This is a genomic window from Roseibium sp. (assembly GCF_965233565.1).
In the GTDB taxonomy this organism is placed as follows: Bacteria; Pseudomonadota; Alphaproteobacteria; order Rhizobiales; family Stappiaceae; genus Roseibium.
In genome coordinates this window covers 4,245,333-4,267,799 of sequence record NZ_OZ247494.1, presented here as the reverse complement: position 1 = coordinate 4,267,799, position 22,467 = coordinate 4,245,333, and the positions used below count along the sequence as shown (strand labels likewise).

Annotated in this window: 24 protein-coding genes; 6 read left to right on the top strand and 18 right to left on the bottom strand. The window is 58.6% G+C overall.

The genetic code is table 11. The annotated features are described in order from the left end of the window. Positions 1-78 precede the first annotated feature (78 nt). Positions 79-2,190 carry a TonB-dependent receptor gene (locus ACO6TG_RS19515; protein ID WP_422374723.1) on the bottom strand — a complete coding sequence of 704 codons (2,112 nt, stop codon included), beginning with the start codon at positions 2,188-2,190 and terminating at the stop codon, positions 79-81. 373 nt (positions 2,191-2,563) lie between these two features. On the opposite strand from ACO6TG_RS19515, the gene ACO6TG_RS19510 reads away from it, so the two are divergent. Continuing rightward, positions 2,564-3,358, top strand: a complete 795-nt coding sequence (locus tag ACO6TG_RS19510; RefSeq protein WP_422374722.1) for an IclR family transcriptional regulator — start codon at positions 2,564-2,566, stop codon at positions 3,356-3,358. Between the two features lie 59 nt (positions 3,359-3,417). On the opposite strand, the gene ACO6TG_RS19505 is transcribed toward ACO6TG_RS19510, so the two are convergent. The 6 genes from ACO6TG_RS19505 to ACO6TG_RS19480 form a co-directional block, all read right to left on the bottom strand. Beyond that, on the bottom strand, positions 3,418-4,620 hold the full coding sequence (locus ACO6TG_RS19505; protein ID WP_422374721.1) for an NnrS family protein: 1,203 nt from the start codon (positions 4,618-4,620) through the stop codon (positions 3,418-3,420). Continuing rightward, positions 4,617-5,366 (bottom strand): ABC transporter ATP-binding protein, encoded by a 750-nt coding sequence (locus ACO6TG_RS19500; RefSeq protein WP_422374720.1) that lies wholly within the window; start codon positions 5,364-5,366, stop codon positions 4,617-4,619. Before ACO6TG_RS19500 ends, ACO6TG_RS19505 begins: the two co-directional genes overlap by 4 nt. Continuing rightward, positions 5,363-6,178: an ABC transporter permease gene (locus ACO6TG_RS19495; protein ID WP_422378916.1), complete on the bottom strand. Its 816-nt coding sequence runs from the start codon at positions 6,176-6,178 to the stop codon at positions 5,363-5,365. The genes ACO6TG_RS19500 and ACO6TG_RS19495 overlap by 4 nt, the downstream gene beginning before the upstream one ends. Positions 6,179-6,241: 63 nt before the next feature. After that, on the bottom strand, positions 6,242-7,237 hold the full coding sequence (locus tag ACO6TG_RS19490; RefSeq protein ID WP_422374719.1) for an ABC transporter substrate-binding protein: 996 nt from the start codon (positions 7,235-7,237) through the stop codon (positions 6,242-6,244). Beyond that, positions 7,234-7,680, bottom strand: a complete 447-nt coding sequence (locus ACO6TG_RS19485; RefSeq protein WP_422374718.1) for a hypothetical protein — start codon at positions 7,678-7,680, stop codon at positions 7,234-7,236. Before ACO6TG_RS19485 ends, ACO6TG_RS19490 begins: the two co-directional genes overlap by 4 nt. A 7-nt stretch (positions 7,681-7,687) precedes the next feature. Then, complete coding sequence (locus tag ACO6TG_RS19480; protein WP_422374717.1) at positions 7,688-8,128, bottom strand: YbaN family protein; 441 nt, start codon at positions 8,126-8,128, stop codon at positions 7,688-7,690. Positions 8,129-8,581: 453 nt separating this feature from the next. Between ACO6TG_RS19480 and ACO6TG_RS19475 the strand changes: the two genes are divergently transcribed. The 5 genes from ACO6TG_RS19475 (at position 8,582) to ACO6TG_RS19455 (ending at position 12,949) form a co-directional block, all read left to right on the top strand. Beyond that, positions 8,582-9,217: a TetR/AcrR family transcriptional regulator gene (locus ACO6TG_RS19475; RefSeq protein ID WP_422374716.1), complete on the top strand. Its 636-nt coding sequence runs from the start codon at positions 8,582-8,584 to the stop codon at positions 9,215-9,217. Positions 9,218-9,346: 129 nt separating this feature from the next. Continuing rightward, positions 9,347-10,255, top strand: a complete 909-nt coding sequence (locus ACO6TG_RS19470; RefSeq protein ID WP_422374715.1) for a siderophore ABC transporter substrate-binding protein — start codon at positions 9,347-9,349, stop codon at positions 10,253-10,255. 15 nt (positions 10,256-10,270) lie between these two features. Beyond that, complete coding sequence (locus ACO6TG_RS19465; protein WP_422374714.1) at positions 10,271-11,260, top strand: ABC transporter permease; 990 nt, start codon at positions 10,271-10,273, stop codon at positions 11,258-11,260. Positions 11,261-11,297: 37 nt separating this feature from the next. Then, positions 11,298-12,194 (top strand): iron chelate uptake ABC transporter family permease subunit, encoded by an 897-nt coding sequence (locus ACO6TG_RS19460; protein ID WP_422374713.1) that lies wholly within the window; start codon positions 11,298-11,300, stop codon positions 12,192-12,194. Then, positions 12,191-12,949 (top strand): ABC transporter ATP-binding protein, encoded by a 759-nt coding sequence (locus ACO6TG_RS19455; RefSeq protein WP_422374712.1) that lies wholly within the window; start codon positions 12,191-12,193, stop codon positions 12,947-12,949. Before ACO6TG_RS19460 ends, ACO6TG_RS19455 begins: the two co-directional genes overlap by 4 nt. 63 nt (positions 12,950-13,012) lie before the next feature. Here the strand turns inward: ACO6TG_RS19455 and ACO6TG_RS19450 are convergent, their stop codons facing one another. The 11 genes from ACO6TG_RS19450 to ACO6TG_RS19400 form a co-directional block, all read right to left on the bottom strand. Next, positions 13,013-14,980 (bottom strand): TonB-dependent receptor domain-containing protein, encoded by a 1,968-nt coding sequence (locus ACO6TG_RS19450; protein WP_422374711.1) that lies wholly within the window; start codon positions 14,978-14,980, stop codon positions 13,013-13,015. 230 nt (positions 14,981-15,210) lie between these two features. Continuing rightward, complete coding sequence (locus ACO6TG_RS19445; protein WP_422374710.1) at positions 15,211-16,383, bottom strand: TonB family protein; 1,173 nt, start codon at positions 16,381-16,383, stop codon at positions 15,211-15,213. Then, complete coding sequence (locus tag ACO6TG_RS19440) at positions 16,380-16,781, bottom strand: ExbD/TolR family protein (RefSeq protein ID WP_422374709.1); 402 nt, start codon at positions 16,779-16,781, stop codon at positions 16,380-16,382. Before ACO6TG_RS19440 ends, ACO6TG_RS19445 begins: the two co-directional genes overlap by 4 nt. Positions 16,782-16,789: 8 nt before the next feature. Then, on the bottom strand, positions 16,790-17,170 hold the full coding sequence (locus ACO6TG_RS19435) for an ExbD/TolR family protein (RefSeq protein WP_422374708.1): 381 nt from the start codon (positions 17,168-17,170) through the stop codon (positions 16,790-16,792). Next, on the bottom strand, positions 17,160-17,873 hold the full coding sequence (locus ACO6TG_RS19430) for a MotA/TolQ/ExbB proton channel family protein (RefSeq protein WP_422374707.1): 714 nt from the start codon (positions 17,871-17,873) through the stop codon (positions 17,160-17,162). The genes ACO6TG_RS19435 and ACO6TG_RS19430 overlap by 11 nt, the downstream gene beginning before the upstream one ends. A 9-nt stretch (positions 17,874-17,882) precedes the next feature. Beyond that, positions 17,883-18,302: a hypothetical protein gene (locus ACO6TG_RS19425; protein ID WP_422374706.1), complete on the bottom strand. Its 420-nt coding sequence runs from the start codon at positions 18,300-18,302 to the stop codon at positions 17,883-17,885. Further along, positions 18,296-18,637, bottom strand: a complete 342-nt coding sequence (locus ACO6TG_RS19420) for a DUF2218 domain-containing protein (RefSeq protein WP_422378915.1) — start codon at positions 18,635-18,637, stop codon at positions 18,296-18,298. The genes ACO6TG_RS19425 and ACO6TG_RS19420 overlap by 7 nt, the downstream gene beginning before the upstream one ends. A gap of 115 nt (positions 18,638-18,752) precedes the next feature. Beyond that, positions 18,753-19,796 carry a DUF6925 family protein gene (locus tag ACO6TG_RS19415; RefSeq protein ID WP_422374705.1) on the bottom strand — a complete coding sequence of 348 codons (1,044 nt, stop codon included), beginning with the start codon at positions 19,794-19,796 and terminating at the stop codon, positions 18,753-18,755. Next, positions 19,793-20,620, bottom strand: a complete 828-nt coding sequence (locus ACO6TG_RS19410; protein WP_422374704.1) for an ABC transporter ATP-binding protein — start codon at positions 20,618-20,620, stop codon at positions 19,793-19,795. The genes ACO6TG_RS19415 and ACO6TG_RS19410 overlap by 4 nt, the downstream gene beginning before the upstream one ends. Continuing rightward, the gene (locus ACO6TG_RS19405; protein WP_422374703.1) at positions 20,617-21,615 is read right to left on the bottom strand and encodes a FecCD family ABC transporter permease; all 999 of its coding nucleotides are present in this window, start codon (positions 21,613-21,615) and stop codon (positions 20,617-20,619) included. The genes ACO6TG_RS19410 and ACO6TG_RS19405 overlap by 4 nt, the downstream gene beginning before the upstream one ends. Further along, positions 21,612-22,466 (bottom strand): ABC transporter substrate-binding protein, encoded by an 855-nt coding sequence (locus tag ACO6TG_RS19400; protein ID WP_422374702.1) that lies wholly within the window; start codon positions 22,464-22,466, stop codon positions 21,612-21,614. The genes ACO6TG_RS19405 and ACO6TG_RS19400 overlap by 4 nt, the downstream gene beginning before the upstream one ends. Between the last annotated feature and the right edge of the window lies 1 nt (position 22,467).

Below are 22,467 nucleotides of genomic sequence, written 5' to 3'. Positions count from 1 at the left end.
GTCTTGCGCAGACACTGAAAGCAAAAGGCCGGCGGCATGGTGTCATGCCGCCGGCCTTTCTTTGATCTGGAGCCTGGTTCAGAACGTCGCCTTGGCACCGATCCCGAACATGCGCGGTGCGGACATCACCGCAAAATTGGCGACGTCGCGCCGGTTCTCTTTCCAGGTGGGAACCCGCTCGTCGAAAATGTTGTTCACGTAACCAAAGATCTGGAAATGTTCATGCACCTGATAGGTCGCCCGCGCATTGGCGATCGTATAGGGATCGATTTGCAGCGACTGGCTGTTGAAGTCGTCGGAATAATATCCGTCGAAATGCTCCACGTTGGCCGACAGCATCAGGTTTTCCAGAACGTGCCATTCGACACCGGCACCGACCGTGTAGCCAGGTGCCTTGCTGAATTCGTTGCCTTCAACAGAGGGCAAGGCACTGAACTCGGTGATCTCGCTTTTCAGGATGCCTGCATTGGCCGACACACGCAGTTTGTCGAGAACCTGATACCCCATCGCGAATTCGACACCATAAGCATGCGAACGCTCCGCATTCAGGGTCACGATCTGGTTGATGGTGCTGCCGGGCAGCGTGGTCTGGAAGTAGCGCTGCGCGTCGTGATAGTCGGAATAGAACACGTTGGCCGACACCGTCAGCCTGTCATCAAACAGATTGGCGCGGCCGAAAATCTCGTAGTTCCAGACCGTTTCCTCTTCGAACGGCGTTGCGGTGCCATAGACAAAGTCGACGGATACACCACCGGGATTGAAGCCGCGGTTGATCAGGCCCCCGACCGTGATGTCGGGCGTCACCGCATAGGCGAGTGCGACCTTCGGCAGAAGCGCATTGAAAGTCTCGTCATAGTCCAGATCGATGGCGGCGCCGCGCCCGACAATCGCGGAGGTCGACTGACCCGTCCTCTGGATCCGGTCGCTTTCGAAACGCAGACCACCGGTCAGGGTCCAGGCGTCATTGATCCGGTAGTCGATCTCGGTGAAGAGGCCGACATTGTCCTTGGTATCTTCGAACACCGGGTCGCCGCTATAGGAAAGCAACAAGGTTTCGTCCGATGTTGTCCTTGATGCATAGAGGCCGACAACACCGCTCAGCATGCTGGTGTCGTCGCCGAAATTCACCAGAAACTCGTTTGACAGGTTCTGCTGGTCAACAGTGGCGCCACCCTGGCTGTTATCCTCAAGGTCGCGGTCGACGGACAGGTCTGTGAACTGGGTCGTGTTGCTCAGCGTTACACCGTTTTCAAACTCGTAGTTCAGGTCGAATATGCCGGTATTGGTCCGCTGATAAAAGCTGGGAACACTGGTCTGGGTGTTGTCCAGATCGCTGAAGGGCTCGACAGTTGCAGCTTCAAAGGTCGGCTGATTGTTTTGCGTCGAAACATAGGTTGCCTTGGCCGTCAGGCCCGGAATGGCATCCGGCACATAGAGCAGCTTTGCACGCCCGGTGAACGACATGATGTCGAGATTGGTGTTGTTGTCGGTGAAACTGGAATTGATGTAGTCGATGAACGTATCGCGGCCGTAGTAATCAAGCGCCACCCTTGCCGCCAGCTGACTGCTCAGCGGACCGGACAACATCCCTGAGACCCGGTGCGTATTGTAGTTGCCATATTCAACCTGCAAGGCACCTTCGGGCGTGAAGGTCGGGTCTTTGGTCTTGACGATAATGGCCCCGGCGATGCTGTTGGAGCCTTGCGAGGTGGTTTGAGGTCCCCGGAAAACCTCCACCTGATCGATGTCCCAGATCGACGTCGCGCCATAGACCGTTTCGTAATAGGTCTGGTATTGGCCATCGATGTTGATGGAAGCCCGGGGAACCGTGCCGGAATAAAAGGCGATCGCCCCCGTATTCGGCCCCTGAGTGTCCTGCCCGCGGATAATCGGCGCCACACCGACGGTGCCGGGATAATAGACGTTGGGAACGTCCTGCACGGCGCTCTGGACGCTCTGCTCCTCGGGACGGGTTTCCTGGTCTTCACTTGTAATGATGAAGATTGAGCTGGCCGTATCCTGAACGGTTCGGCCTACCTTTTCACCGCTGACCAAGATCGTATCGAGCACAATCTCGTCCACAGGGACATCTGCTCCATTGTCCTGCGCTTCTGCGGAACTGAAAACCAGCTGTGAAACTGTAAACACAGCTGTGCTGCCCAGCAATTTCGCAATCCGAGTCGGTTTCATCTTATTACCCTGATGATGATTGAGGTGCGCAAGCTGGCGAAATCTTGCCTGCAACACATTTCGGAAAAAAAGATCAAGTGTCAGATGCTGCCCGTACTTGCCCCGGCCCCTGATGCTTGGATCTGTTAAATTTCACTATACAGAATTGATTACGCATTTCAACATGAGTTAAAAACTCATGAATTAAAGTTGCGCTGCAGCAACACACCAACCCAACAAGCTGAAATTGAAAGGTAATTTCGGCATTGTGCGGATTGTATTTGCGACAAGTGAGCACTAGGCTGGAGTGGAACGGGAGGACGCGAATGCAAAAATTGACAATGATGAGTTTTGCCGTGAACCCCGGTTCAGCGCTTCTTCAGGACATTCATTCATGACTGAAGAGGACAACAAGGACGGTCCCGAAACCACCACCAAGCGGTCCGGCAATATTCAATCCGTTTCCATCGCAACCCGCTTCCTGAACGTGCTTTCCAATGCAACCGGCCCGTTGCCGCTTGGGGTGATCGCGCGGGAAGCCGGCACGGGCAGTCCGACGGCGCACCGTTACCTGCAGAGCCTTGTAAAAGAGGACCTGGTCCAGCAGGACCCGCATTCTGGCCACTACGATCTTGGACCTGCTGCGCTGCGTATCGGCATCAGCGCGCTCAGGCGCATCGACCCGATCGAGATCGCCGCCAGACACATGAAAGATCTGGCCAATGACCATGCCCTGAGCGCCGGCGTCGCAATCTGGACGGAACGGGGACCGACTGTCGTGCGCTGGTATCGCAGCGCCTATTTTGCTATCAACACCATCAGCCTCGGCGACGTGCTTCCACTGGACAACACGGCCTGTGGCTTGCTCTTCCAGGCCTATTTGTCGGAGGACCACGCAGACGTCGCCCGCAAGCTGCAACCGGCCGGTTACCGCGGCAAAAAGCCGACGAAACGCGAACTGAAGGAGATGCGCGAGACCTGCTGGGCCGAGCTCACGGGGCACCTGTCTCCCGGAATTACGGGGCAGGCCGTTCCCGTATTCGACGCCCAACAGGAACTGGCCTGTGTCATGACGACCGTCACGAATCTCGGCCTGATGGAAGCACCGGAAGATCGCTGGGCGCTGTTTGAATGCGCCAAGAAAGCCGTTCAGGAAACGGGCGGAACCGACAGGTTTCCTGTGGAGTAGATGCCGGCTGTACGCGTTGACGGGACCAGGTGTTTCTTATCGATCCAATCTCCTGTCCCTTACTTCGTCCGGCTCAGGGCTGGCCAGAAATCGACGGTCCAGGCCAGAAACGCTGAGGCCCACAAGACGGCCGCAAGACCGTGGAGCGGTCCGGGCAGATCAATCCCGAAGGCCGGTGCGACACGCAGCAAAGCGGCCAGGCAGAGACAGATGGCGCCACACCTCACCATGCGGGACTGACCGAGCGACTGACCCGTATGAAGCTTGCCGGCAATGCAGAAAACCGCATAGACGCCAAGGCCCAAACCTCCGAGATAGGCCAGATGAAGTCCCGAGAGAGTGTCCCAGGGCGCCCCGAGGCGCGCGGTGCCGGCCAGCATGAGACCGCAACCGGCGAAGAAAGACGAGCCGGCCAGCATCAGGATCTCCGCCTGGAATGCTTCTTGGCCGATAAAGGCCTCAGCCACCCTGTCCATGAATGCCGCACCGGCAGCAATCAGCAAAAAACCGGAGACGGCCGGGCTGAGCCCCGCGATCTCACCGAGCATTGCGATCACGACCAGGCCGGAAGCGAGATTGAGACGTCCGGGATGCGGCCGGAATGGGGACGTCGCTTCGCTCGGATCGAGCACGAGATTGGTGACCGGAACGGTGATCCGCCCAAGCGCCAGCCCAAGCAGCCCCAGAAAGCTCAACCCGGCCAGATGCAGGGCCAGAGAGGCAAGAGCCAGATCTCCGGTCCAGAAGCCGATATGGGTTGTTGCCAGACACAGGATCAGAGCCGCGATCCAGGCCGCGAAAGCCAACAGCCGATCTGTCCGCCTCCTCCAGGACAAGACCAGCAGATAGCCAAGCAGAAAACACAGCCATGCCAGATCGGCAACTGCGCCTAAAAGAGACAGATCGTCTGATCCGAGAATTCCAACACACCGCCCGAGCGCCCAAAGACCTGCCAGGCCCCAAAGCGCTCGCCCGCGCAAGGGCTCGGTATCGGTCCACTCGGGGGCAGCAGTGGTCAGGAAGCCGATAAGCGCAGCACCAAAGACACCAATCAGCATTTCATGGGCGTGCCAGAGAGACGGCGGAATGTCACTTGCCAATGGCAGGTCAAAGGAAAATGCAAACACCCAAATCAGGAGCCAAAGCGCTGCATAAAGCGCTCCCAGTGGAAAAAACAGACGAAAGCCCTCGTCCGACAGTACCGTCGGGAGTGTGGAAGGCAGGTCGTTTCTGGTCGCCTGCTGCGTTGGTCCGCAACTCATGCGATCTGCCTTTCGTCGACATCGTGAATATGTCTGAACAACAGATCGTCCCGCAACGCGGCTTCTACCCAACCGAATATCTGGTCGTTGCTCCGCTCCAGTGGCGACCCGGGCACCGGGCGAACGCCCCGGATTCCCTTGCCATGGCTGTCGAGAACGGCAATCCGGTCGGCAAGCCGAGCCGCTTCCTGCAGATCATGGGTAATGAACAGGCCGGACAGCCCACTCCCGACGCAAGTCTCAAGGAGCAGATCCTGCATCCGTCGGCGCAGTGCGACGTCAAGCGCGGTGAAAGGTTCATCGAAATAGACAAAGTCGGGATCGATCACCAGCGCCCTGGCAATGGCAACACGCTGTTTCATGCCACCGGACAGTTCCACCGGATACTTTGTCAGATCCTCAGGCATCAGCGCGACGCTGGTCGCGGCGGCCTTGACGCGCTCCCTCCGGTTTTGGCGCGGCGCACCGGCGAGTTTCAGCGAAAAGGCGATGTTGTCGAAAGCGGTGGCCCAGGGCAGCAGGCCAGGTTCCTGAAAGATCATGGCCTGGCGGCGATAAAGACGCTCGATTCGCCCGGCCCGCGCCTCCAGAAGGCCAGCAGCAATTTGGGCCAATGTGGACTTGCCGCAACCGGACGGTCCAACCAGCGCGAGGATCTCGCCGCTCCCGATGTCGAGACTGACGTCGTCCAGCACGGTTCGACCAAGATAGGCATGGCCAACCCCTTTGAGCCGTAGCACCGTCATCGCTTGATCCCCCAGGGTTGCGCGGCCCGCCTCCAGCGATCGATCTCCCCCTTGACCGGATGCACAAGCGCATATTCGACCAGGATCAGCAGGACCACCGAGATCACGACCCAGGCCAGCGCGTTGGCAATATCAAGATTTGTGCGGGCGTCGGCCAAGGCACCGCCAATGCCACCTGCATTCGCCAACAACTCAGCCATGACTGCGACCTTGAAACTGGTTCCCAACGCAAGTGCCAGTGCAGGGAATAGCGTCGTCGTGGTCTGGCGCAACCCGACTGAAAAGAAACGGCGGATGGGTCCGGCTCCGAAGGCCTGTGCCATCCGGTCGAGGCCGCGGTCGCGCGTGGCTATGCCACGCGCCGCGCCCAGAAAGACGACCGGCAGGGCAGCAACAAGAATGACGGTTCTGACCGTGGCGTCAGAGCCGCCGAACCAGATCATCGCCAGGACGATCCAGGCGATGGGCGGCACACCAAGTAGAACCGTGACAAGGGGAGATGCCACCCGCATGGATGCCGGCGAATAGCCGGCCACCAGCCCCAGGCAACCGCCAACGCCTGTCACCAACAGAAAACCTGTAATGGCCCGCTGCAAGGTTGTCAGGGCCACTGACCAGGCCTCCTGGCTTATTGCCAGCACTCCGATCGCCCGCAGTGTTTCAACGGGCGAGGTCAGAATGAACGGCCCATAGGCTTCATGCCCCGCCTGCCAGGCAGCTGCGAAAAGGCAAAGCGCTGCAGCACCGGCCCAGCCTGACCAGAGGAACTCAAGCACCCGGCCAAGCCGGTCCATAAATTGTCGATGCAACACGCTTTGCATGCCATCCATCATGAGCTGCGGCACCGGGCGGCCATCCGCCCGGTGCGATCCCGATCAGAGATAAAACGCGTCGTCAGGCAACTTGCCGCCAATCCTGGCAAAATCATCGCCAGCCATCGCCGTCAGCATACGTTCGATATCGCCCCTCGCTGCATTTGCGGGACGCGCAACAAGATTGCTGTAGGGGACGGACGCCGCCAGAAGAGGCACAGGTAAACCAAGCGCTTCCGTTGAATTTGCGGCCACCTTGTTCGGATCTGCATTGACTTCGTCAGTCGCCTTGACCAGCACTTCCAGAATGCCTGGCAAAACGTCACCGTTCTGATTGAGGAAACTTTTTGTGACGGCAAGTCCTGCCTGCGGCAGCACGGGGGCAGCGCCGGTCATATCGCCCCAGGCTTTCTGGATGTTCACGACGCGGGAGACACTTTTGCCGGCCATTTTTCCCTTGAGGATCCCGGCCGTCGTCGCGGGCTCTGCCGTCAGAGCTGCATCGACCTTTCCGGCCAGGAGAAGCTGCATGGCTTCGATTGGCGAGCCGGCATAGGTGATTGACACATCGCTTTTCGCATCTAGCCCATTATGGGCAAGCAGCTGCCCAAAGATGATTTCCGGTGTGTCACCCCGGAACGGAACGGCAATGCTGTGACCCTTGAGGTCGGCGATTGTCTTGATGTCAGCGTCCTCGCTGATGATGTAAAGCAGACCGTTGGTCATGATATTGGCAAGACGGATCGGAAAGCCGCGATTGTAGAGATTGGCGGCGGCCTGCACCGGCACAACCGACAGGCCGATTTCGCCTGAGGTCAGGCCAGCGCGCAACTCGTCGGGATTGCGCCAGGCCTTAAATGTCGCATTGGCTGCAAGATCCGAAAAACCGCCGCTGGCCACGGCATAAGACAAAGTGACGGACGGGCCTGCCGGCGGGCCGTAAAGAGCCACGGTCTCGATCTGTCCGGCAAAAGCGGGTTTTGGCAAGGCCGGCATCGCAACACCGGCAGCCAGCAGCGTGAGCGCGGAACGGCGCGTCAGATGGGTCTTGTTGGTCATTTCATTTGCTCCTGAATGCCTGGAACTGGCGTTTCATCGTCAAGGACGATCAACTGGATGCGGACAGGTCCGCTCCTGGCGGCGAGCCAGTGGTTCTCACCTGCGGGTATCGTCAGAACACTGCCTTGCGGATAGATGCGCTCTTTCTCGGGATCGGCGATGGTGCCATCCCCCCAGGACATGTCTCCCTGAAGCACGGTGAGCAGCCGCACACCGCTTTTGGTGGCGTGAGGTGGAACTTCGACGCCCTTGTCGAGATCCAGCAGCACAACTGCCGGAGCGCCATCGGCATCGATGACAAGCGGTGTCAGCTGAGCGACGTCGTGAACCTGTTTGGATGGCAGCTTTCCCAGATCTATGTGAGTTGTTTCTGCTGCCGCTGCAGTCGCCAAAAAGGCGAGCAGAAATGGTGTCAGGACCGATTTCATACGGGTACCTTTCATCGTTTTCTCAATGGCTTGAGAGGTTTTTCGCTTGCGTTGAGCTGGCTTTTGGATCTGTCGGCCCATTGGGCCGGCTCAGGATGAATGTGGCTGCGGCCGCCATGCAGACAGCTTGAACGAGAAGCACGTACGCCGAAGCTGACATTGCAACGCTGACCGGGAAGACGGCGACCATCATTGCGAGCGCTACCCGTTTGAAGCGCGGCGCGATCGCGCCGTGGCTACGCCAGTCGACAATCATCGGCCCGAAAACAGCATTGGCCTCCAGATAATCCTGCAGTCTGGGCGAGCTTTTGCCGAAAGCGAAGGCGGCCAGGATAACAAAGGGTGTTGTAGGCAACAGGGGCAGCATCGCCCCAAGAGCACCCAAAATGAGGGACAAAAACCCGGCGAAGAACCAGAAGGCACGCGCCGGGGTTTCGATCAAAGCTGAAATGGTCCTGAACATCTGAGGCAACTCTTAACTGGAGTTTGATACTCAGGTTTTAGTCCTCCAGAGCGGCACCTGTCTTGACTTTCGTCAAACAGACGCGTCGATTTGCGAACAAATCGCAACTTCACCGAATTTACGCAGGCAAAGGCACAGCGCGCCCACCGAAAAGAGCGCAATCCCCGGCAAAAGATACGTGCCGCACCTTGCATTCAGGGCGACGTCGCAGACGCCTTTTGCCCTCCGGACCCTTCAAGACCTCGGAGACCGGGTTTCCGCACCAGATGATCCGTGACACAGCGTCCGATTTGAAATCGTCACCGGAGGTACGCGTGCCCTCAGGACTTTCCTGCCCCTGAACTTGAAGGGAAGCCGTCTACAAACAAACGGCCTATTCGAATGGAATTTCAAACGCCGTTTGAAATTCCCTTTCAAAGGGGCTAAGTCATCCTCACACTGCGAGGAGGCGACATGGACCCGGAAACAACACAGCAGCGCCTGTTGAAGAATGCTGAACGGCTGATGGCCGAAAAAGGCATCGCGGCAACGTCGGTGCGCGAGATCACCGAGGCCTCGGAAGCGAATGTCGCCGCAGTGAACTACTATTTTGGCGGCAAATCCGCGCTGTTGCTGGAGCTCCTCAAACAAAGGTTCCTGCAACTGGATGCCCAATTGCTGACCCGGATCGAAGCGACGGTCTCTGAAGGCCAGAACTCTCTGCCGCAGGTCAGTGATCTTGTCCTGGCCTATTTTGACGCCCTGGCCTTTCTCGGTTTCAACTCCGAAACAGGCCAGCTTGACCCCTTCATCCTCCTGATCCAGCGCGCATCAGCCGAACAGGAAGCGGTTCTGTCACAAGCACAGGATTATGCCGCACCGGGCATTTCCCGTCTGATCGGTCTGTTGTCCAGGACGGTGGTTGAAGAGCGCCGGTCCGACATCAACACACCGGTTTTGCTCGGCATCATGTTCACGGCGTCGGTGAGTGCCATGCCGTTCATGAAGACGGAAACAAACGATCCGGTCCAGGTAGAAGCAATCAAGGCCTGCCTTGTCGCCGGCGTCGATGCCTATCTTCGACAAATTGCCGCAAAGGATGTGGCCTGACCCTATTGAAATGGGTGACGTCATTTGGCATCACCTCAACAGCTTTTCACGCGCCTCGCTTGCGAGGCCTACCGCACAGCGCTCAGCCAATCCGATGGAACAGCCAGGCGTCCACACTTGGAGACGACCATGCGTGCTATCCGTCGGGCAACTCTTGCCCTCGCCCTCAGCATCACAAGCCAGGCAGCCCTGGCAGATACCGTGTCTGTCGACACCTATGCCGGCCAGGTCGACGTTCCCGCCCAGCCGGAAACCGTCGCAGTTTTTGACATTTCCGCGCTCGATACACTGAACGCCCTCGGTGTGCCCATCGCGGCGACCCCGGAACGGGTCTATGTTGATTATCTGGAAGACCTCGCCAGGGGTGCTGAAAAAGTCGGCTCTCTGTTCGAACCGGATTTCGAAGCCGTCAATGCGTTGCAGCCGGACCTGATCGTGGCTGGTGGGCGCTCTTCAAAACAGGCCGGAGCCCTGTCGGAGTTCGCCCCGACGATCGACATGACCATCTGGGGGGATGATCTGCTCGGTCAGGTGACGGCACGCCTTCATGCTTATGGCAAAATTTTCGGCAAGGAGGCTGAAGCGAAGGCCCTCGAAACCGAGCTCATGAACGCGATTGGCCGCGTCAAGGAGAGTGCCAACGGGGCCGGCAATGCCCTGATTGTTCTCACCAACGGCCCGAAGTTGAGTGTTTATGGCGAAGGCTCCCGATTTGGCTGGCTGCATTCCATTCTTGGCATTGAACCGGCCATCAACAACGTGAAAGCCTCGACCCATGGCGAGGCGGTATCCTTCGAATTCATCCGCGATACCGACCCGGACTGGCTGATCGTGATCGACCGGGCCGCAGCCATCGGTCAGGACGCCGCGCTCGCCTCTGAGACGCTGGACAACAAGCTGGTCGGTGAAACCAAGGCCTGGAAATCCGGACAAGTGATTTATCTGGATGCAGCGAAAGTCTACATCGCCGCTGGTGGCCATCAATCGCTGATGGGCACTCTGGAAGAGCTGGAAACGGCCTTCGGAAAAACCCGGTAGTCAGCGGGCTCTTTTTTGAAACAGGCGACAGCATCGAGAGCGTCGGCAGCTTGGCTTGCACCGACCGTAATTTTCCTGGGCCTTCTGGTTCTGGTCGCGGCGAGCCTTGCCGTCGGTGCGGCCGGTATCGGTCTCCTCAGCCTGTTTCAAAGCGGGCCGAACGGCGATCTGCTTGCTGTTAGCAGATTACCGCGCACCCTGGCGGCCATGCTCGCCGGGGCCACATTGGCGGTCGCGGGCGTAATCATGCAAATGCTTGTTCGCAACCGCTTCGTTGAACCGCTCACGACCGGCACCGGAGAATGGGCGGCTCTCGGTCTCCTGATCATGACGCTCTTTTTTCCTGCCGCCCCCATCTTTGCGAAAATGGCGGTTTCCAGCCTAGCGGCCTTTGCCGGGACCACACTCTTTCTCGCACTCGTGCAACGTCTACCTGCAACCCAGCCGTTGCTGGTGCCTCTGACCGGCATCGTTTATGGCGGCATCATTGCTGCAATAACCACATTCATCGCCTATGAGTTTGATCTGCTGCAGTATCTGGCGGTCTGGATGAACGGCGAATTTTCAGGCGTGCTTCAGGGCCGATACGAGCTGTTATGGGGAGCCGGGCTTGTTGCGGTCGTTGCCTATCTCTACGCGGACCAGTTCACGGTGGCCGGCTTCGGCCGGGACGCGGCGATCGGACTTGGGCTGAACTATCGCGCCGTGATGATTGCCGGTCTCAGCATCGTTTCGCTGATCGTTTCCTTCACGGTTCTGACGGTCGGACTGCTGCCCTTTGTCGGCCTTGTGGTCCCGAACATCATTCGCCGGTTCCGGGGCGACAATGCGCGTGCAACGCTGCCACTTGTCGCCATGACCGGCGCCGTTCTGGTCCTTGCCAGCGATTTGGCGGGACGGTTGATCCGGTATCCCTACGAAATACCCGCCGGCACCATTTTCGGTGTTCTCGGCACCGGCGTTTTTCTGTGGCTGCTGTTCACGAGGCCTTCGCGACGTGACTAGACCGCTTATTGGCCTTTCGGTTTTATGCAACCTTGCCATGATCGCATTCATGACGCTCGGCGCGCGAGGCAACTGGGACTTCATCCTCAGTTTTCGCGGCACCAAGCTGATTGCCCTGGTGATCGTCGCGATTGCCATTGCGGTGGCAACGATCGTCTTTCAGACACTGACCAGCAACCGTATTCTAACTCCTTCGATCATGGGCTTCGATTCTCTCTATGTGCTGCTTCAGACCGGCCTGCTGTTCCTGCTTGGCGGAATGGATTACGTTTTGCTGGCGCCCGGCACAAAGTTTCTGCTTGAACTGCTCCTCCTCGCCTCCGCCGCACTTCTTCTGTTTGGCAGCCTGCTGGGGCATGGTGTTCAGGACCTGTTTCGAATGCTGCTGGTCGGGGTCATTTTCGGGGTCCTGTTCCGCAGCCTGACAGGTCTTTTGCAACGGCTGATCGATCCGAGTGAATTTGCGGTTCTGCAGGGGTCACTCTTTGCCAGCTTCAACAAGATCGACACATCGCTGCTCACCTTTGCCGCACCGGTCATCCTGATTTCCCTGGCGCTCGTCTGGTGGAAACGCAATACCTTCGATGTCATGGCGCTTGGCCGCGAACAGGCCATCAGTCTGGGTCTCAACTACCGCCGCGAACTCTTCACCGGGCTGACATTGGTCACGTCGCTGGTTGCCGTCTCCACCGCCCTGGTCGGACCAGTAACCTTCTTCGGGCTCCTGGTGAGCGCCCTCAGTTATGAGCTGGTCAAAACACATCGGCACGGACCGCTGCTGGTGGCCGCCTCGCTGATAGCCGTTACGGTCCTCGTTGGCGGCCAGGCCATTTTCGAACGCGTGCTTGGCATGGGGGCCACCTTGAGCGTTGTCATCGAGTTTGTCGGGGGACTGGTGTTCCTGTTTCTGATCTTGAGAAAGGTGCGGGCGTGATTGAAATCGAAAACGTCTCATTTCGACATGGCAAGACGCCGGTGCTCAGGGACATCTCGTTGCGGATCGAGCGCGGAGGCCTGACGGCACTGATCGGCCCGAACGGCGCCGGAAAGTCAACTTTGTTCGCACTGATGGCGCGGCTCCTGCCGCTGCAAAGCGGTTACATCCGGTTCGACGGCATGGATGTCGGCAACGCGCCTTCCAGGGACCTGGCCAGAAAACTGGCGATCCTGCGTCAGGACACCAGTACAGCCTCTCGTATCTCCGTGCTCGACATGGTCGGTTTCGGCCGGTTCCCCCATCACAGGGGCCGGCCCACGCCAGACGATCATGCGAAGGTGGAAGTCGCCCTTGAGACCTTCGAGTTGAAGGCTATCGCCGACCGCTTCATCGACGAGCTGTCTGGCGGCCAGCGTCAGCGCGTTCTTGTTGCCATGGCCTTTGCCCAGGACACGGACTATCTGTTGCTCGACGAGCCGCTCAACAATCTCGACATGCATTTCGCGCGCGACCTGATGCGCCAGCTGAGGTCCCTGTCCGACGATCACGGCAAGACGGTTGTCGTGGTGCTGCACGAGATCAATTACGCGGCAAGCCACGCGGACAGGATCATCGCGCTCAAGAACGGCGCCCTCGCCGCCACTGCCAGCCCGCAAGATTTCATGACCCCGGAAACGCTGTCGAAGATCTACGACATGGAGGTTGCGGTCAGAACCATAGATGGCCGGAAAGTCGCTCTTCATCACGCCTGATGCAGAAACACCGGCGCAAGGGCGCCGGTGTCGGTTTTCTCAGGTCTTCTTTTAAACCCCGGATCAGTAACGCAGACGTGCCGACAGGCGGAAAGAGCGGCCCGGCTCGTAGAGCGGCGTCACGCTGTCATATTCCTGGCCGTAAGTGGCGCGGTCCGCATAGGTTTCGTCGAAGAGGTTGAGCGCATCCAGGCGCAGACTCAGATATTCAAACTGCTTCGGCTTGTATTCGGCATAGGCATTGACAACCGTATAGGCATCGAGCGGATCGTATCCGGCGGAGACATAGCCGTCATATTCGAGCGCCGCATCAACTGTTGCACCGACTGTCAGATCGATTGTGTCGAATGTCTGGGCAACTTCTGCCGCAATCTTCTGACCGACGCCTGCGCCGATATTGATCAGGTAATAGGATTCAAGCTGATTGTTCGAGACGCTCAGCCGGATGTCCGAGTAGGCCAGTTTTAAAAAGCCGCTGCCCCAGTTGTAGCCACCACCGACATTGTAGCCCCAGCTGCTGAAGTCGACATTCTGATCGCCGTCACGATAGTTGCTGAACTGGGTGTTGAAGACATTGCCTTCCGCGAACCAGCCGCCCTGCTCGAATTTCACACCAGCCGTCACATTCTCCGCACGAACCGGTTTCAGATTGTCATAGTCCCAGGAGCGCCAGTATTCGAAGGTCTCCTCCAGATCAATGCCGCCAAAGACGTTGGAGTAGCCTGCATTGACCGAAAAACCGCCGTAAACATCAACTTCGGCAAAAGCGTTGCCGCTGAGCCCGTAGTTGGTCAGCGTCGTATCATCCTTGCCTTCGAACCGGTTGGCATCCGCGCGCCCGCCGAAGGACAGGCGAATCCGTTCGATCGGCGTCAGGCGGGCCTGAACATAGGCACCGGTGTTGGTGACGCTTTCCTGATAAGATTCCGCCGGGTCGGTATAGTCGCCGACTTGCGAGAGCAGATCGACACCGGTTGTCAGCGTGTTGCCTTCGCTGAACTGGAAGACGTTCTCGATTTTTGCATTCCAGGTGCCGCCTGAGCCTTCACTACCATAGGGCTCCGGAACCCGATAATCGTTGCCGCTGTATCCCACGAGGAGTTCAGGGTTCCAAAGACCTTCGGTCTCGGCGCGATTGACATTGAAAGAGAAATTGGTGCGCTTGATGTCGTATCTTCGTGTTGTATAGACACCGTTGATGGCACCGATATTGGCGCGATACGGACGCAGCGTGTCGTCGCTGACCTGTTGTGCGGTCAACTCGATCCGGTATCCGTTGTCGGCTTCATAAGCTGCCTTGCCGAGCAGGCTGTAGAAATCAGCGGAAGACCCGACCACCGTGTTGCCGTCGCCATCCTTGTAATCCTCGCCATTGGCGAGCTTGCCATAAGCGAGCAGTTCAAATCCGCCATGCCGACCATAGGCAGACCCGGTTTCGGTAAAGGTCTTTCCGTTCGTTTCGTAGCTGACATCGGCAAATGCGCCGAAATTTCGATCGCCGATCAAAAGATCCTGCACGTCGACTGTTTCGTAGACAATCGATCCGCCAAGAGCGCTGAAACCCGCATCGGCCGGTGCAACGCCCGGGTCGACACGCGCGGCCTTCAGCAGCGAAGGATCGATGTAGTTTGTGTTGACGTGATGGAAAATCCGGTTGCCCTGCTGCACGCCGTCGATCGTCACCGCCAGATTGTTTTCATCAATGCCGTTGACAAAAACCTTCTGGGTCACAGGGATGGCGCCACCAACGGAGATCGAAGGATCTACCGCGAAAAGATCCTTCAGATCCAGCGGGTTGGTCCGCTCGATGTCTTCACGTGATACGTAGATTGCATTTGCTCTGTCGGCCGCACCCTGGTGGGTGTCATGGGCATCCGGCGCATTGGACCGCACCAGGATTGTGTCCAATACGGAAGCACTGCCTTCCAGCGCTGTTTCAGACGCATCCTGTGCTGCAGCCCCGCCTGCCAGAATTGCCGATTGTAAAACTGTTCCCGTAAACAGCAGCGAAAGACGCACGCGATCAAGCATGGTCAGTTCCTTTACTCTTGATTGTCCTGAAATCCGCTGATTTCGACCGGTGAGCCGAAGTTGGCTTTAGCCTGCCCCTGCATGCTGCGTCAGCATATACATGAGAAAAATACTCATGTAAAACAGTGTTTGAAATGATGTTTATCAAAGTGCCAAATTAGCAACACCGGAGCGTTCACAAGGCTCTCTCCGGTGCCGTTATTATGTATTTTTCTGAGAGATAGACCCGGTCAGTCGAACCTGACCGGCACTTGCAACTTCATTCTGGCAAGCCGGATATCACTTGGAAATTTCGGCATGGGAGACGCGCGTCGCACCATGTCGAGGGCCGCCTGGTCCAGAATAGCGTGACCGGACGAGCGGGAAATACGGATGCCCGACACGGATCCGTTTTGTGCAATGGTGAAGGCAATCCGCACCGTCCCCGTCAGGCGGGCGCGTTTGGCGGCCCTCGGGTACCTCTTGGCCCGGCGCAGCTTGGCAACGACCTTGCCCTTGTAGTTCGACGCCGCCTTGGTGCCACCGTCCTTGGTTTTGGCATCAGCGCGACCATTGGCGTTGGAACGGGCTGTCTTGCTGGTGACCTGTTCCCCGCCTTTGCGGGAGTTGGTTGCACCACCCTTCTTCTGTTGACGCTTGGCCTGTTGCTTCTTCGGTTTCTTTTTCTTGACCGGTTCTGCCTTCTTAACCGGCGGTTTCGGCTTCGCCACCGGTGTCCTGACCGTTTCCGGCACAGCTTGCAGCTGTTCAGTCTCCGGACGCACGGCCTCCTGAACGGGTTGCACTTCCGGCTGAACCGCCAGCGCCATCTGAACCGGCTTTTGAGGTGTCACCTCCACAGGTTTGGCGGCGGTTGTTTCCGCCGTGACCTGTTCGACAGTTTCCGTCTGCTCCCTGACCGGTTTTGCCTCTTGTGGAACAACGTCGGCAGCCTCGACAGGCTCAGTCACCTTTTCTGTCGTCGTGACACCTTCAACAACCGGAACCGCAGCAGCCGTTGTCACGGACTTGACAACCTTGGTCGGCTGGCTGACCGGTTTGACAGGATCTAGCGCGGCAATTTCAACCGGCGCTTCCACTTCGACCGGCTTTACCTCGGCAGGCTCGACAACCGGCTGAACAACCTCTTCCACCGGTTTCAACGGCTCAATTTCAACGGGTTCCTGGACCGGTTCGACAATTTCCTCAAGCGGCTCCACTTCGTCGACCGGCTTTTCCGCCTCTACCGCCTCAACCTTTGCACCGGCGACCATGTCCTCGATCGAGCCGATCACCGACACGGCGCCGCCTTGCGAGGCCGCAACGGAAACGTCATCCGGGTCCTTTGCAAAATAGGCCGAGCCCACCCCGTGCAACAGCAACGAGATCCCGAGACCGGCAATCAGAACACGCGCTCCCTTCATTGCGCGCCCCGACGCGTGATCAGGACGATGTCGGAGCGCCCAGCGGCCTTCAGCTCGGCGAGGATCTTCTCAAGTTCATTCGCCTTGAGGGTTCCATCGGCCGCAACCTTGAGCGGACCTCCTTCGTCCTCTTCAGCCGCTTCTTTACGCTCCAGCCAATCGGTCACGCTGGTTTCGTCTTCCCCATAAAAGGTCTTGCCATCGGGAGTGAGGATCAGCGCACCGGTGGAGCGGATGGTTTCGTCTTCCAGAATGTTCAGCGGCGGCTCGATCTTGCGGGCATCGTCCTTTGCGATCGATCCGGCAAACAGGAAAAAAATCAGCATCAGGAAAACAACATTGATGAGCGGAATGGTGTTTTCCGGTGGCTCCCGACGCTGCTGCATTTTCATACGCATGACAGATCTTACTTTCCGGTCACAAGAACGGTCTTCAGCCCGCTCTGACGAGCCGCAGACATCACATCCACAATGTCCTGAACCGCGGCCTCCGGCCCCGACCAGATCGCAACCACAAGCCCTTCGGTTCCGCCAAGGCCGGCAAACCGCGCCGCCATCTCGGCCTTCGCAAGCGGCAAGCCGTTCAGATCGATGCGGTCAGATGCATGGATCCGCAAATAGGCGGGCTTGATTTCCGCCCCGCCTCCTTCTCCTCCGCTCGACAGGTCAAGCGACTGATAACGTGTGAAACTGGAGGCAAGCATGAAGAAAAGCAAAAGCAGGAAGATGACGTCAATCAGTGACGTCAAACCAACCGCGCGCCGTTTTTCCCTGGCCTTAAACTGCATGCCTCGGCTCCGAAACCGGCATGGCAACGACCCGGGCCGCTCCGCGTTCCGCCACAGCGCCGGTGAAGAAGGCCGTGACCAGCGCTTCCATTTCGGACTGCTCCGCCTCGATCCGACTATCGAGCCAACCGACAATCGCCGAAACGGGAATGGCAACGGCAAGCCCCACGGCGGTGGTCAGGAGTGCCACCCAGATACCACCGGCCAGAACGGACGGATCCACGGCGGCGCCGGCGCCCTGCATGGCCTGGAACGCCTCGATCATGCCGAGAACCGTTCCGAGAAGACCGATCAGTGGAGCAGTCTGCGCAATCATGTCGAGCGGACGCAGATAGGCTCTCAGACCATTGATGCGCTGAACGCAGATCCGCTCGATGTCTTCTTTCAGTAGCTCCCGATCGGCAGCCGGTTCGCTCGCTCCCTTGGTCAGCTTGAGCATGATGTCTGCCAAAACGGAGGTGCTGCGGGCGGCTGCCACCTGCGCCTCCTGCGGGCGCCCATCCAGCCAGAGATGCAGCGCTTTTCGAGCTGCGCCATGGCGGCCAACGCCCGACAAGGTGAACTGGATCACCTTGGCCGCGATCAGCGCCACGGCAACAATCGACAAGACCAGAAGCAGCAGGACCACCGGTCCACCCTGGTCGACAAGGCCTGTGAGAGGAGACAGAAAGGCTGGCAAGAAGGCTGAGAATTCAAGAGGCATCGGGAACCACTACAGAATGAAATCAATTTCGGAACGGGACGTGATCGCCAGCTTGCCCAGACAATCTGCAGCTACTGCTCCGGCCATCTCGCAGGTCCGCACCTCGTTCAGGAGCACCCTGGAAATCGTGGAACAGGCGCCCTTGCCGACATCGTACTGACGCACCACGGTCTTGCCGGCAGGCATGGCGCCGAAATCGACAGCCGCATACCCGGAAACACCTTCCGACTGGTCGAACATCACCAGATCCAGACCAAGGGCGTCGACCGGGTAGTCCAACTGATTACGGATGACGAAGGTCAACCTGCAGGCTTCACCGGCTGTTTCGGCAGTGTTGAGCTGGATGGTGACAGCGTCAGGCGACTGGGCGAGCGCCGGATGACACATCAGCCCTGCAGCAAGTAAGGACGAGGCCATACGTTTCAGCATGTGTGTTCTCCCTGATTGATCCTGAGAACCGGCCAGCCCACCCTTCCGGTATCATCGGACCGCCATTGAAGTTTCAGCTCCCTGCGCCAGGCATACAGCTCAAGATGATCGTCAAGCACGGTCCTCACACGTCTCATCTTCGGTGCGTCCCCGGCTTTGCAGTGGATCATCCGGCAAGTGCCGCTCGCTTCCATTTGGCGCTTGCCGAATGGAAATGACACTTCCCCGGGGTTCGCGTCCCGTTCGGCAGAAACCTTGTGGGCAAAATGTTTGCAGAGTTGCTGGAGAAATTTTGAGGCTGAGGCGGTCTGCGTCGTTGACGTGGCAGTGTTCATGGCCCTGGCTATCCGTTCCTTACACCAAAAGTGTGAGCCGGGGAAACCGGCACGCACAAAAAATATGAGTATTTGTTGCAGGATTTTTTGGCCTGCAGGAAATCCTCCTGCCTGCTTAGTGACCGGGCCGCTCAGGATCGGCACCAAGCTCGTCACGTGTGGCCGCATTGAAGTCGAACCGCCTCATGAGCTGACCGCAAATGGAGGCCCGGTCGGCATCTGCGCTGAGTTCGGCGAGCCTGGCCTGCTGCCGCAGCGTGTTGCGCAAGGCGACACGTTTGAGACGGGTACCCGGCTCGCTCAAGGAATCCGGGTCCGCAGCGTCGAGTGCTGCCAACACCTGCGTTTTCGTGACGAGATAGTCCGGCAGCCCGTACGATGTCAGCAGCGCCTGAAAACCGGCGAAGCGGTCGCGCTGAAAAGGAATATCTTCGCCGCGGTTTCCCATGACAGGGCTTGCCGGATGAAGGTTTGCACATGGAACAAGGCCTTCGGGGATCGGTGTATTGGCCGAGTGGGTTCGCCCAGTGCGCAACAAATTGGGCAGGACATGGGTGTGCGGACCGTCCGGCGACACACCGTCCGTATCCGGACCACCGATCTTCTGATAGACCTCGACGCGTCCTAACGGCGAAAGTACGGCCCTGGCCGGGTGCGCCTTCAGAATTGCCGCCATCGCCGGGTTATCGGGTTCGAACAAGGATCGTCCTGTTTCCGCCCGCAGCACCTTGAGCAGTTCCGGTTCGGAGGTTCGAATGCAGAAGTCGATCTGCGGTTGACCAAGCCCCATGTCGAACAGGATCTGCGTTTGCCCCGCGGGATGCAACGCTTGCGCATCGCGGCCGATTTCAGTCAGTGCGGAGCGTTTTGATCCCATCGCCTTTTGTTTCGGCAGGCAGAGCGCAAGACCCTGCCCCCACCTTTCGGGACGTGGACTTAAAGTCTCGAATGCGATTGGCGTAACTTCATCAAGCCGATCGATTTCGAGCCTGATTGCTCCCTTTTCGGTCACCCGCGTGAGCCTTTCCGGCGCATCGACCAGCAAAGTGTCTGATGGGCGCTGATGAAATTCACCGATTGCGCCGAAAGAGCCGATGCTCCAGCCCGCATCGATATCACTCAGATGGTTGCGCAAAACGGTCGTGAGGTCTGCAGTCATTTGCTGGTCTCCCCTGCATGGCCAGTTGTTTCGTTTCCTGCGCCAGCAGCAGCGCCGCGCAAGGCCGCGGGAACAATCGTTGTCCGGCTTTCAAGCGTGATGGGCGATGTCCTGATGCCGTAAATGTCCTCGATCAGACCCGACGCAAACAAAATGTCCGGCTGTTCGTCAGCCCTGAGCTCCCCTTTCTCGAGCAACAGCAGGCGGTCGCACCAGCACCCGGCCAGGGTCAGATCGTGCAAGGCAACGAACACCAGGTGTCCGCTTCGTGCCAGCCCCTGAAAGGTCTGCATCAAGCCAATCTGATGGCCAGGGTCGAGGCCGTTTACAGGTTCGTCTGCAATCAGACAGGCTGTGTCCTGTGCCAGCATCCGTGCGATCAGGACCCGCGCCTGTTCGCCGCCAGACAAAGTGTCGAAGGCTCGTTCCGCAAAGCTTTCGACGTCCATGCGGTGCATCGCGGACCGGGCCAGGTCGCGATCTTCAGCTGACGTTGCAGCAAACCGCGCGCGGTGCGGCTGACGCCCCAACAGCACGAGATCAAGACAGTCCATGGGCCAGTGAACCATACGCTCTTGGGGCATGTAGGCGATCTGAAGCGCCCGTTCTGCGGATGTCATGGCCGAAACGTTCCGACCGTTCCAACGCGTCTCACCCTGATGAGATCTCAAACCTGCCATGGCACGCATCAAGGTGGACTTGCCTGCGCCATTCGGTCCGATCACGCCGATCAATTCACCGGCCTTGGCGGAAAACGAGATTTGGCGAAGCAACGTCGCCGAACGCGTCTGGACACTGAGGTCACTGCAGCAAAACTCCGTCATGCGCTGCGCCTCCGCAGCGAGATCAGCAGCCAGAGGAAAAACGGTGCCCCGAGGATCGCCGTCACCACGCCAAGTTTGAGGTCCCGATCCGGCATGACGATGCGCACCAGAATATCGGCAGCCAGCAGAAAGACCGCGCCGCCAAGCGCACTTGCGGGCAAGAGACGGCTCGGTTTCTGACCGACCAAGGGGCGCAGCAGATGGGGGACGATCAGCCCGACGAAACCGATGGCACCGCTCACCGCCGTGGCAGCTCCGACACCGATCGCGGTTCCCAAAATGGCCAGAACCCGGGTACGGCTTATCGAGATGCCCAGGCTCTGTGCCACATCAGCGCCGAGACTGAGCGCATCCAGCGCTCTTCCGGTCATGAGAAGCAGACCTGCACCACCAAGAATAAAAGGGGCTGACAGACCCACATGCACCATGCTGCGGTCCGCCAGGGAGCCGAGCATCCAGAAAACGATCTCCAGGGCGGCGAAGGGATTTGAAGACAGATTCAGGACCAGAGACGTGAGCGCCGCAGCAAGGGACGACAATGCGACACCGGCAAGGATCACGGTCAGCACATCGCTGGTGCGCCCGGCCAGTATCAGAAGCAACAGAACAGCGATCAACGCACCACCAAGCGCACAGAGTGGAAGGGCATAGGGGTGCATGGCGGTGAGTCCGGCATAGATTGCGACAACGGCTCCGAACGACGCGGTGGCCGAAATTCCGAGAAGGCCGGGTTCCGCCAGTGGATTTCGCAAGAACCCTTGCAGCACAGCGCCTGACAATCCGAGGATCGCACCGATGAGCAGCGCCAACAAGGCGCGGGGCAATCGGATCTCGGCCAGAATGATCGCCTCGGCGCTTTCCGGATCGGCCCGTGATCCGGTCAGCAGAAGCGGATCAATCCAGACCTGCCCCAGCCCGAGCGACAGGAGGAACAGCGCTGCGATCCCTAGACCGAGACAGCACAGCAGCAACGGGTAATGACGGCGCATGCTCATTGCCCCTTGCTGCCTGCCCTGGCATTTCTGAGGAGACGGATCGCATCGACCGTCAGTGGAGTGCCGCAGATCCAATAACGTGTATCAGCACTCAGGCGGCGCTCCTCTCCAAAACGCGCATCAAGGGCCGGATGAGACAAAACGGCTGCCGCGCGCGATCTGTTTTTGAGATCACGCTTCCAGATCATGAGATAGTCCGGATTTGCCAGGATCAAGGCTTCCAGCGGAAGCCGGGTCGTTCCCTTGATGCCGATCTCATCCCCCAGGTGACGGAACCCCGTCTTGTCCACTATGTCGCTTTCCAATGTTCCCGATCCGGACGTGTAACTGCTGGAGCCATAGGATCCGAGAACAGGGCGCTCAACATCGTCTTGCACCGACTGCAAGGCCTTCAGATCAAGGTGCATGTCACGCACCAATCGATCTGCAACTTCCTCACGCCCGAGAAGCGCTCCCATGCGCAAAGTGTTCTCCGCGATTTCGTCGAAACTGTTGGCGGGATCGAATTCCTCCACCCGTTTGCCCAGTCGCCTCAGCAGGTTCACAGTGGCCCGGGTCGTGTATTTCCCGGCGACAACCAGGTCCGGGTCGAGCCTGAATATCTCTTCGGCAAGACCATGGTTGATTGTCAGCCCGTCTGTCTCCGACCTCATCAGGGAAACGGTCGGATCGGCAGCTAGGTGGGATACGGATACCAGCTGTCCGGGCCTTGCCAGGAGCATCGCCAGCTGGTCCGTACACAGGTTGACGGACACCACGCGTTCAGGTGCGGCAACGGCAGACGAGGCCCAGGTCAAACCGAGGGCAAGCCCTGCGATGATTGTTTTCAAAAGAACGGACTCAGGCCTCACG